The following is a 9,390-nucleotide window of genomic DNA, read 5'->3' as shown; positions in this document are numbered from 1 at the left end:
CGACGCCTGCGCCTGTCGTCGGCATAGCGCCGGCGCCGTCGCCCCAGCCGGGCTTCGGCCAGGGCGGGCAGGGGACGGGCAACGGCTCCGGCGTCGGGTCGGGATCGGGTCTGGGCAGCGGCTCGACCGGACCGCGCCTGGTGACGGGGCCCACGATCGGTCAGATCCGCGCCAACCACCCGTCGGCCGCGCGCAGCCGCTATGGCCGGGCCGAACTGTCATGCGTCATCCGATTGGACAGCCGGCTTGACGACTGCCGAGTCGTGGACGAAACCCCGCCGGGCCTGGGCTTCGGCGCAGCGGGCCTGCAGGTGTCTGGCTTCTTCCGCTTCCAGCCGCCGACCGAAAACGGCCGCCCGGTCGAGGGCCAGCGCGTCACCGTCGGTGTGGATTTCGGGCGACCGCCGCGCTGATCCACGGCAGACGTTGACGGCCTGTGAATCATCTGTATAAGGGCGCCTTCCCGCGAAGGGCGCCACGCTCCTGGTTTGTTAACCGGAGCGTTTGTTGCGTCTGACTAACGCGTATCTGGAGAATTTCGTGGCCCGTATTGCTGGCGTCAACATCCCGACCAATAAGCGCGTGGAAATCGCGCTTCAGTACATCCATGGCATCGGCCCCGCCGCCGCCAAGGACATCACCGGCAAGGTCGGCATCGACGCCGCGCGCCGCGTCAATCAACTGACGGACGCCGAAGTGCTGTCGATCCGCGAGACGATCGACCGCGACTATACGGTGGAAGGCGATCTGCGCCGCGAAACCTCGATGAACATCAAGCGTCTGATGGACCTGGCCTGCTATCGCGGCCTGCGTCACCGCAAGGGCCTGCCGGTCCGCGGTCAGCGCACCCACACCAACGCTCGCACCCGCAAGGGTCCGGCCAAGCCGATCGCCGGCAAGAAGAAGTAAGAGAGAGCTGACCGATGGCCAAGGAACCGGGTCGCGTAAAGCGCCGCGAACGCAAGAACATCACCTCGGGCGTCGCCCACGTGAACGCCAGCTTCAACAACACGATGGTCACCATCACCGACGCGCAAGGAAACGCGATTTCCTGGTCGTCGGCCGGTCACATGGGCTTCAAGGGTTCGCGTAAGTCGACCCCTTACGCCGCCCAGATGGCTGCGGAAGACGCCGGCAAGAAGGCCCAGGAACACGGCCTGAAGACGCTGGAAGTGAACGTTTCGGGTCCGGGTTCCGGCCGTGAATCGGCTCTGCGCGCCCTGCAGGCCGTCGGTCTGACGATCACGACCATCCGCGACGTCACGCCGATGCCGCACAACGGTTGCCGTCCGCCCAAGCGTCGTCGCGTCTGATCGCGACTTCGTTCCAGGCACACCCCATCTCCGTCGGCTCCACCATGGCCTCGTCGACAAGGCCGGAGCCGACGAAACCCGTTCGAGGGACAAAATGATCGAAAGAAACTGGCAAGAGCTGATCCGTCCCGAGAAGCCCCAGATCGAGACCGGCTCCGACGCCCAGCGCAAGGCGCGCCTGGTGGCCGAGCCCCTCGAGCGCGGCTTCGGCGTGACCCTCGGCAACGCGCTGCGTCGCGTTCTGCTGTCCTCGCTGCAAGGCGCGGCGGTCACCGCCATCCAGATCGACGGCGTGGTCCATGAGTTCTCGTCGCTGGAAGGCGTGCGCGAAGACGTGGTCGACATCGTCCTGAACATCAAGCAGCTGGCGCTGCGCATGCACGCCGAGGGCCCCAAGCGCATGACGCTGCGCGCCACGGGTCCCGGCGCTGTCACCGCCGGCCAGATCGACGTGCCGGCGGACATCGAGGTTCTGAACCCCGATCACGTCATCTGCACGCTGGACGACGGCGCCTCGATCCGCATGGAACTGACCGTTCAGAACGGCAAGGGCTATGTCGCGGCCGAACTGAACCGCCCGGAAGACGCGCCCATCGGCCTGATCGCCGTGGACGCGCTGTATTCTCCGGTCAAGAAGGTGGCTTACCGCGTCGAGCCGACCCGTCAGGGTCAGTCGCTGGACTATGACAAGCTGCTGCTGGAAGTCGAAACCAATGGCGCGGTGACGCCTGTGGACGCCGTGGCCTACGCCGCGCGCATCCTGCAGGACCAGCTGCAGATCTTCATCACCTTCGAAGAGCCCAAGAAGGCTGTCGAGCAGTCGGACGGCAAGCCCGACCTGCCCTTCAACCCGGCGCTGCTGAAGAAGGTGGACGAGCTGGAGCTGTCGGTCCGTTCGGCCAACTGCCTGAAGAACGACAACATCGTCTACATCGGCGACCTGATCCAGAAGACCGAGGGCGAAATGCTTCGCACCCCCAACTTCGGCCGCAAGTCGCTGAACGAGATCAAGGAAATTCTGACGACGATGGGCCTCAGCCTCGGCATGGATGTGCCGAACTGGCCGCCCGAAAACATCGAAGATCTGGCCAAGAAGTTCGACGACCAGATCTAAGTTCAACCCTCCGCCCGTCTCCTCTCGAGGAGAATGACGGGGCGGTTAGAAGATTACGGGCCTAGGTCTCCGATCAGGAGATACCGGACCCGGAGTAGGAGAGACCCAGATGCGCCACGGCGCCGCCCATCGTAAACTCGGTCGCACGACCAGCCACCGCACCGCCATGTTCGCCAACATGGCCGCCTCGCTGATCAAGCACGAGCAAATCACCACGACCCTGCCCAAGGCCAAGGAACTTCGTCCCTTCGTCGAGAAGCTGGTCACCCTGGCCAAGAAGGGCGATCTGCACGCGCGTCGTCAGGCCATCAGCCAGGTTCGCGACGTGCCGCAGGTCGGCAAGCTGTTCGAGACGCTGGGCCCGCGCTACAGCGAGCGCAACGGCGGCTATATCCGCATCATGAAGGCCGGCTTCCGCCATGGCGACAACGCCCCGATGGCCGTGATCGAGTTCGTTGATCGCGACGTCGAAGCCAAGGGCAAGGACTCCGGTCCGGTCCTGGCCTATGAAGGCGACGAAGACTAAGACCCGGTCCAAAGACCAGACGCCGAAAGGGCGGCCGGAGCGATCCGGCCGCCCTTTTGCTTTGCGACACGCTCCGGTTGAGCCATGCTCTGGTTATGAGCCGCACGATTCCGACCTTGCTTTTCTGCGCCTTGCTTGGCGGATGTATGCCGATCCGGTCGTTTCAGACTGTGACGACTGATGGCCTTTCCGCTGGAGGTATTTTCCAGCGCGGCGAGTTGATCACCGGTGTCAGGAAGGGCGGAGAAAGCGTCAGCTTGGGCGGCGTCGTACCGGCAGGGCATCTGCTGTGCGGCCGTCATCTTGATCCGCCGTGCTTCGCCGCGTCGGATTTGGCTTAGGTGACTGTCGCCGCTCCCTATCGGATCACGGCAAAGGATCTGGCGATTCAGTCTCCGTTGATCGTTTTGGGCGTGGCCTTGTCGCCGCTTTCGCTCCTGCCGACACCCAAACAGCCAAGTTGGTTGGAACGTGCAGACAATCCTTGTGTGGAAACAGGCGAGGCCGCGCCTTTCACGGCCGAGAACAAAAAGGACGTCAAGAACGAGGCCGTTGCTCTTGCGGGATTGATCGTTCGGCGACAGCAACTGACGGGGCGTTGTCTGTTGTTCGTGTCATCTACCAGTCAGTCGAAGGATTTGAATCGGAGGATGGGGTTTACCGCCGCGGCACGACTGCGGTTCGAGGAACGAGCCTGTGTCGAAAATGACGGGCAAGCCGAAACGACATGGCGGTGGAATCTGCCGCGAGAAGACCAGATGGACGAGGCAGGCGTCGTGACTTGGCCAGAAGAGCTTCGGCAAGTTCTGAACGATCCTGCGACGTTCGATTATCCTGGCCTGATGAAGGTCTGCCTCGCGCGAGGCGGCGTCAGGGCTGACCTGACCGAAGCCATTCAACGTTCGCGTGAAGCGTGGCCGCTGCCAACTGCGCTCTGAGCCGCTAGCTGTCGATCATGGCCGCAAAGGCCATGAGCCATATGACGAGAATGCACAAGCCATAGGCGATCTGGTCGTGAAACGGACGGCGAGGCGGGCGGGGCGGCGGATCGAGGTGCGACATCGGCCAGGTTGAAGCCGATAGGCGCGCGGCGCGAAATCGATTATGCGGGCAGGTCTGTGTGAGGGGAGGTCACATGACGGGCCGTGCGCCGCCGCCGTTGAATGCGCTGCGAACCTTCGAGGTCTTCGCCCGCCACGCCAGCATGACGCGGGCGGCGGCCGAACTGTGCGTCACCCATGGCGCGGTCAGCCGCCAGATCGCGGCGCTGCAGGCCGCGCTGGGCGTGCGGCTGGTCAGCGGGCCGCGCCATGCCCTGACCTTGACGGAGGCTGGCCGTCGGTTGGCGGAGGTTCTGACGCCCGCGTTTGGTGCGATCACCGATGCGGTGGCTCAGGCGCGCGGCGAGGCGGCGCGCGAGATCGAGATTTCCTGCCTGGGCACCTTTGCGCTGAAATGGTTGATCCCGCGCCTGCCGCGCTTTCTGGAGGCGCACCCCGAGGTCAGGGTGCGGCTGTCGGAATCCTATCTGCCGGTCGATTTTCGCCGGGATCGGTTCGACGGCGCCATCCGCATCGTGGAGCCGGATCAGCGCCATGTCCGCACCGAAAGCACGCGCTTCCTGTCACAGCATCAGGGGCCGGTCGGTGCGCCAGGTCTGATGGCGAAGATGCCCACGCTTCAGGCGGTCGGAGCGGCGCCACGCCTGCGCTCGGCCACTTTCCGGCAGGCGTGGACGGTGTGGGCCGACCTGGCTGGCGTGGCGCTGAAGGGCGACGCGCCGGAGCGGGAGTTCGCCCACAACCATTCGCTGGTCGAAGCGGCCGCATCGGGGCTGGGCGTGGCCATCGCGCCGTGGGCCTTCGTGGCGCCCGACGTCATGAGCGGGCGGCTGGTCGCGCCGTTCGGCTTTGAGGAGCGCGCGTCGTGGTTCGCCTTCCTGCGGCCGGAGGGGCGGCGCGACCCCGCCGTGGACGCCTTCCGCGACTGGCTGGTGCGGGAAGGCGAACGCAGCCCGCCGCCGCCTATTCCTTCGACAGGTCCTGCCTGTTGAACCAGGCCACGGCGGCGGCGAAGGGAACGACGATCCACAGGGCCAGGCCGAGCACGCCTTTCATCACCGCATGATCGGGCAGGTCCGCCGCCGCCGTTCCGCCGTGGATGACGGCCTTCAGCAGGTCTGTCGCCATGCCGGGCGACAACAGGGGCAGCAGCCAGCCGTCGGGTGTCACCCCCATCGGCATCAAGATCTGCGGCAGGAAGAACTGGCCGATGCCGATCACCAGCGACGCGAACAGGGCGGCCAGAAGCGAGCGGGTCATGACCGCCGCCAACAGGCCCAGCATGGTGAACTGCAGGATCCGCGCCCAGCCGGTCAGGGCCAGAAGGCCGAAGTCGGCGGCGGCGGCTCCCGTCATAGAGAAGGTCAGGGGCCGGCCGAACACCGCCGCCTGGATCAGGCTGGCGATCAGGTCGGACGTCAGGGCGGCGACGGTGGCGGCGATAATCAGCAGGGCCACCACCACGACCTTGCCCGCCAGAAGGTTGGAACGGGTGTTTCGCGCGCTGATCAACCGCCAGGTCTCCCAACGATAATCGCCGGCGTAGATGGTCGCCGCGCCGATCAGGACGAACATCAGGATGGCGGGGTTGGCGAAGTCGCCGGCGCTCTTGACCAGGGTCAGGCCCAGGTCAAGAGCGCCGCCCTTCATCAACTCCGGGGGCAGCTTGCCGACCAGCTTGGCCTCATTGGCCTTGGCGACCACGAAGCCGATTGTGGCCAGCAGCAGGCCGATGACCGGCACGAACAGCACGCTCCAGAACAGGGCGGTGCGGTTGCGCGACAGGCGATAGGTTTCGGATCGGATCGCGTCAGCCAGCACGGTTTTGCTCCTGCACGCCGGTCCAGCCGGTCTCGCTCATGAAGACGTCTTCCAGGTCGGCGCCGATCCAGCGGGCCTCCTCGATGTCGACGCCGTTTTCGACCAGGGCCTTGATCAGGGCGGGGGCCTCGGCGCGGGGCGCCGTGGCCAGAACGGCGTCCCCGTCCAGGGCGGCGCGCTCGCCCAGCACGGCCATGGCCTTGGCCAGGGGGGTGACGGACAGGCGCAGACGCTCGCCCGAGGCGGTCAGGTCCGAGACCCGGCCCTCGGTGATGACCTTGCCCTTGTTGAAGATGGCCACGCGGTCGCAGACGCGCTGGACCTCCTGAAGCTGGTGGCTAGCCAGGATGACGGTCACGCCGTCGTTGTCCGCCAGACTGCGGATCAGGGCGCGCATTTCCTGGATGCCGGGCGGGTCCATGCCGCTGGTCGGTTCATCCAGGATGACCAGATCGGGCTTGGTCATCAGGGCGGCGGCGACGCCCAGGCGTTGCAGCATCCCGACGGAAAAGCCGCGCACGCGACGGTTGGCGGCCTCGGCCAGACCGACGCGCTGGAGCCAGTTGTCGATCTCGGTCCCTGTGACGCCGCCGTGGGCCTGGGCCAGCCAGACCAGAACCTGCCGGGCGGTCATGAAGGGGGGAAAGCGCGGGGTCTCGATCATGGAACCCATGCGGCGCATCGCGGCTGGATCGCCGATCCGGCCGCCCATCACCGTGGCGTCGCCCTGGGTCGGCCGAATCAGGCCCAGCAGGGTGCGGAACAGGGTCGACTTGCCCGCCCCGTTGGGCCCCAGCACCCCATAGACCCCGCCACGCGGGATCGAGAGCGTCAGACCGTCCAGGGCCTTCACCGCCCCATAGGTCTTGGTGAGGCCGCGGATTTCGATGACGGTGTCCATGATGCAAGCTTGGCGCGAGAACGATGTTCCGACAAGCCGTCGTGCGGCTGTCGCGCATTAAGTTTAGGCAATGGTTTCGTGTCGCATCCGAGGTCGTCCATGTTTCGTTTCCCGCTCGCCGGTCTGATCGCCGCCGGCGCCCTGGCCCTGTCGTCCTGCGCCGGGACGCCGCCGGTGCAGACGCCGCAGGTCGCGGCCGGCGCAGCGTCTCAGGCCGCCCTGCCGGATCGGGTGATCCTGATCTCCATCGACGGCTTCCGGCCGGACTATCTGGGCAAGGGGCAGACGCCGGTGCTGGACGGACTGGTCGCCGGGGGCGCGTTCGGGCCGATGCGGCCGTCGTTCCCCAGCGTGACCTTCCCGAACCACTATACGCTGGTGACGGGTCTTCATCCCGACCACCACGGCGTGGTGGGCAACCGTTTCACGGACGCGCAGTTGGGCGTCTTCACCATGGCCAGCAAGGAAAGCGGCTTCTGGGATCAGGGCGAGCCGATCTGGGTCACGGCGGAGAAGGCCGGGGTGCGTACCGGCACCATGTTCTGGCCGGGATCGGAGGTTGAGATCCACGGCGTGCGCCCCAGCCAGTGGGCGCCGTTCGATCAGGGCATGCCGGGCGATGCGCGGGTGGATCGGCTGCTGTCCTGGCTGGACCTGCCGGCGGATCAGCGGCCCCGGCTGGAGACCCTGTATTTCGACATCGTCGACACCGCCGGCCACCGCAACGGGCCGGATGCGCCGGAAACGCGCGCGGCGGCGGCCTCGGTCGATGCGTCGATCGGACGGCTGATCGAGGGGCTGAAGGCCAGGGGGCTGTATGACCGGACCCTGCTGGTGGTGGTGTCCGATCACGGCATGGCGGCGACCTCGCCCGACCGGGTGGTCTGGATCGACGACATCATCGATCCGGCCGCGCTGAAGATCGGTTACGGCGGGGCGGTGCTGACCGCCGACCCGGCGCCCGGCCGCGAGGCGGAGGTGCAGCAGAAGCTGGTCGGCCGGCATCCGCACATGGAATGCTGGAACAAGGCCGATGTGCCGGCGCGCCTGGTCTATGGCTCCAACCCGCGCGTGGCCCAGATCGTCTGCATGGTCGAGACCGGCTGGCTGACCGCGACGCGGGACCGGCCCGTGACCCGGCCGGGCGGGGCCCATGGTTATGACAACCAGGCGCCCGAGATGGCGGCGATCTTCATCGCCCACGGTCCGGGCGTGGTTGCGCGGCGGCGGCTGAGCGACCTGGACAGCGTGGACCTGCAGCCTTTCCTGGCGCGGATGCTGGGTCTCACGGCGCCGGCGGGCGACGGCCGGCCGGCGGATACTCTGGCCGTCACCCGGCCCTGATCGACGGCGCATTGGCGCGCCCGCGATTTCGGCGCACAATAGCCGTCGCAAACGCGGGGAGGCGGCGATGCGCAAGGGGCTGTGGGTCGCGACGGTTTCGGTCGCCTGTCTGATCGCGCCGGTCGCCGTCGCCGACGCCACCGCCACGGCGGCCACTCTGGCCCTGATCGCCAATCCCCAGGTCTGCGGCCGGGCGGAGACGGTCGGCGACGTCCAGCCGACGGCGGACATGGTCATGGTTCCCGGCTTCGGCAGCGACGGCTTTCCGGTGGACGCCAAGACGCCCGAGGCCCAGGCCTGGTTCGACTATGGCGTGCGGCTGCGCTGGGCGTTCGAACATTCCGAATCGGTGCGGGCGTTTCGCAAGGCGCGTCAGCTGGACCCGTCGTGCGGCATGTGCGCCTGGGGCGAGGCCTGGGCCATCGGGCCAAACCTGAACGGCGGCGGGGGCGACCCTTACTCGATCGCAACGGGCCTGAGGGTCGCGCGCGAGGCGCGCTTGCTGGCCCGCGACGCGACGCCGGTGCAGCGCCAGATGATCGACGCCCTGATCCAGCGCTATTCCGGCAAGGAGGATACGCGCGCCCTGCGGTTCGCCCGCGCCATGGACCGGATCGCCAAACGCCATCCCGACGACGTCTCCATCGCCAGCATCGCCGCCGACGCCTGGATGCTGCGGCCCGAGGGCGAGTGGTGGGACAAGAACGGCAAGGCGGCCGATCCGGCCGTGACCCGTGCGATGGCGATTTTGGAACACGCCCTGACGGTCAAGCCGAACGATCCCGGCGCCATCCACCTGTATATCCATCTGACAGAATGGTCGGATGATCCGCACCGCGCCCTGGCCTATGGCGAGCGGCTGGCCCTGCTGGCGCCGGGGGCCAGCCATCTGGTGCATATGCCGTCCCACACCTTCTATCGCGTGGGGCGCTACAAGGATGCGATGATGTCGAACGTCCAGGCCGTGGCGCTGGACAAGAACTACGACCGGCTGGTCGGGCCGCCCGGCGGCATTCGCGGCATGAGGCTGCACGCCCACAACATCCATTTCGGCATGGGCGGCGCCCTGATGGCGGGCGGGGCCGAAAAGGGGCTGGAACTGGCCGACTGGTATATGGCGACCTATCCGACGCTGCTGGGCGCGCCTCAGGCGGGCGAGGACGACTACTGGGCTTATCGCCAGATCATGGCGGCGGACGCCTATGCGCTGTACGGCCGCTTCGGCACGGCGGCCCAGGTCGCGGCTTTGCCGGAGCCGGACGCCGGTCGGCCGTTGATGCGGGTGGGCTGGCGCTATGCGCGGGGCGAGG

General features: G+C 67.1%; 12 protein-coding genes. 10 read left to right on the top strand and 2 right to left on the bottom strand.

What is annotated here, in order from left to right:
- From RTU05_RS15405 to RTU05_RS15370, 8 genes are all read left to right on the top strand, one after another.
- Positions 1-413, top strand: a 413-nt coding sequence (locus RTU05_RS15405; protein WP_409411639.1) for an energy transducer TonB, incomplete at its 5' end; no start/stop codon positions are given.
- Positions 414-540: 127 nt separating this feature from the next.
- Positions 541-909, top strand: a complete 369-nt coding sequence (rpsM, locus tag RTU05_RS15400) for a 30S ribosomal protein S13 (protein WP_291540341.1) — start codon at positions 541-543, stop codon at positions 907-909.
- Between the two features lie 14 nt (positions 910-923).
- On the top strand, positions 924-1,313 hold the full coding sequence (gene rpsK / locus RTU05_RS15395; RefSeq protein WP_054765476.1) for a 30S ribosomal protein S11: 390 nt from the start codon (positions 924-926) through the stop codon (positions 1,311-1,313).
- A gap of 94 nt (positions 1,314-1,407) precedes the next feature.
- Entirely contained in the window at positions 1,408-2,427 is a 1,020-nt protein-coding gene (locus RTU05_RS15390; protein WP_312599223.1) for a DNA-directed RNA polymerase subunit alpha, read from the top strand.
- Between the two features lie 109 nt (positions 2,428-2,536).
- Positions 2,537-2,953, top strand: a complete 417-nt coding sequence (rplQ, locus tag RTU05_RS15385; RefSeq protein WP_087119301.1) for a 50S ribosomal protein L17 — start codon at positions 2,537-2,539, stop codon at positions 2,951-2,953.
- A 95-nt stretch (positions 2,954-3,048) separates the two neighbouring features.
- On the top strand, positions 3,049-3,294 hold the full coding sequence (locus RTU05_RS15380; RefSeq protein ID WP_312599222.1) for a hypothetical protein: 246 nt from the start codon (positions 3,049-3,051) through the stop codon (positions 3,292-3,294).
- Entirely contained in the window at positions 3,295-3,891 is a 597-nt protein-coding gene (locus RTU05_RS15375) for a hypothetical protein (RefSeq protein ID WP_312599221.1), read from the top strand.
- A 197-nt stretch (positions 3,892-4,088) separates the two neighbouring features.
- Positions 4,089-5,006, top strand: coding sequence for a LysR substrate-binding domain-containing protein (locus RTU05_RS15370; RefSeq protein ID WP_312599220.1), 918 nt, complete (start codon positions 4,089-4,091; stop codon positions 5,004-5,006).
- Here the strand turns inward: RTU05_RS15370 and RTU05_RS15365 are convergent.
- Both RTU05_RS15365 and RTU05_RS15360 read right to left on the bottom strand, forming a co-directional pair.
- Entirely contained in the window at positions 4,978-5,835 is an 858-nt protein-coding gene (locus RTU05_RS15365; protein WP_312599219.1) for an ABC transporter permease subunit, read from the bottom strand. The two genes, RTU05_RS15370 and RTU05_RS15365, sit on opposite strands and share 29 nt — an antisense overlap.
- Entirely contained in the window at positions 5,825-6,736 is a 912-nt protein-coding gene (locus RTU05_RS15360) for an ABC transporter ATP-binding protein (protein WP_312599218.1), read from the bottom strand. Before RTU05_RS15360 ends, RTU05_RS15365 begins: the two co-directional genes overlap by 11 nt.
- A 99-nt stretch (positions 6,737-6,835) precedes the next feature.
- On the opposite strand from RTU05_RS15360, the gene RTU05_RS15355 reads away from it, so the two are divergent.
- Positions 6,836-8,080, top strand: coding sequence for an ectonucleotide pyrophosphatase/phosphodiesterase (locus RTU05_RS15355; protein ID WP_312599217.1), 1,245 nt, complete (start codon positions 6,836-6,838; stop codon positions 8,078-8,080).
- A gap of 67 nt (positions 8,081-8,147) precedes the next feature.
- The coding region (locus tag RTU05_RS15350; RefSeq protein WP_312599216.1) for a hypothetical protein at positions 8,148-9,390 on the top strand (1,243 nt) is incomplete at its 3' end.

The organism is Brevundimonas sp., from assembly GCF_032017145.1.
Taxonomy (GTDB): domain Bacteria; phylum Pseudomonadota; class Alphaproteobacteria; order Caulobacterales; family Caulobacteraceae; genus Brevundimonas.
The sequence above is the reverse complement of the archived record's forward strand: the minus strand, read 5'-3'. Positions and strand labels throughout refer to the sequence as shown.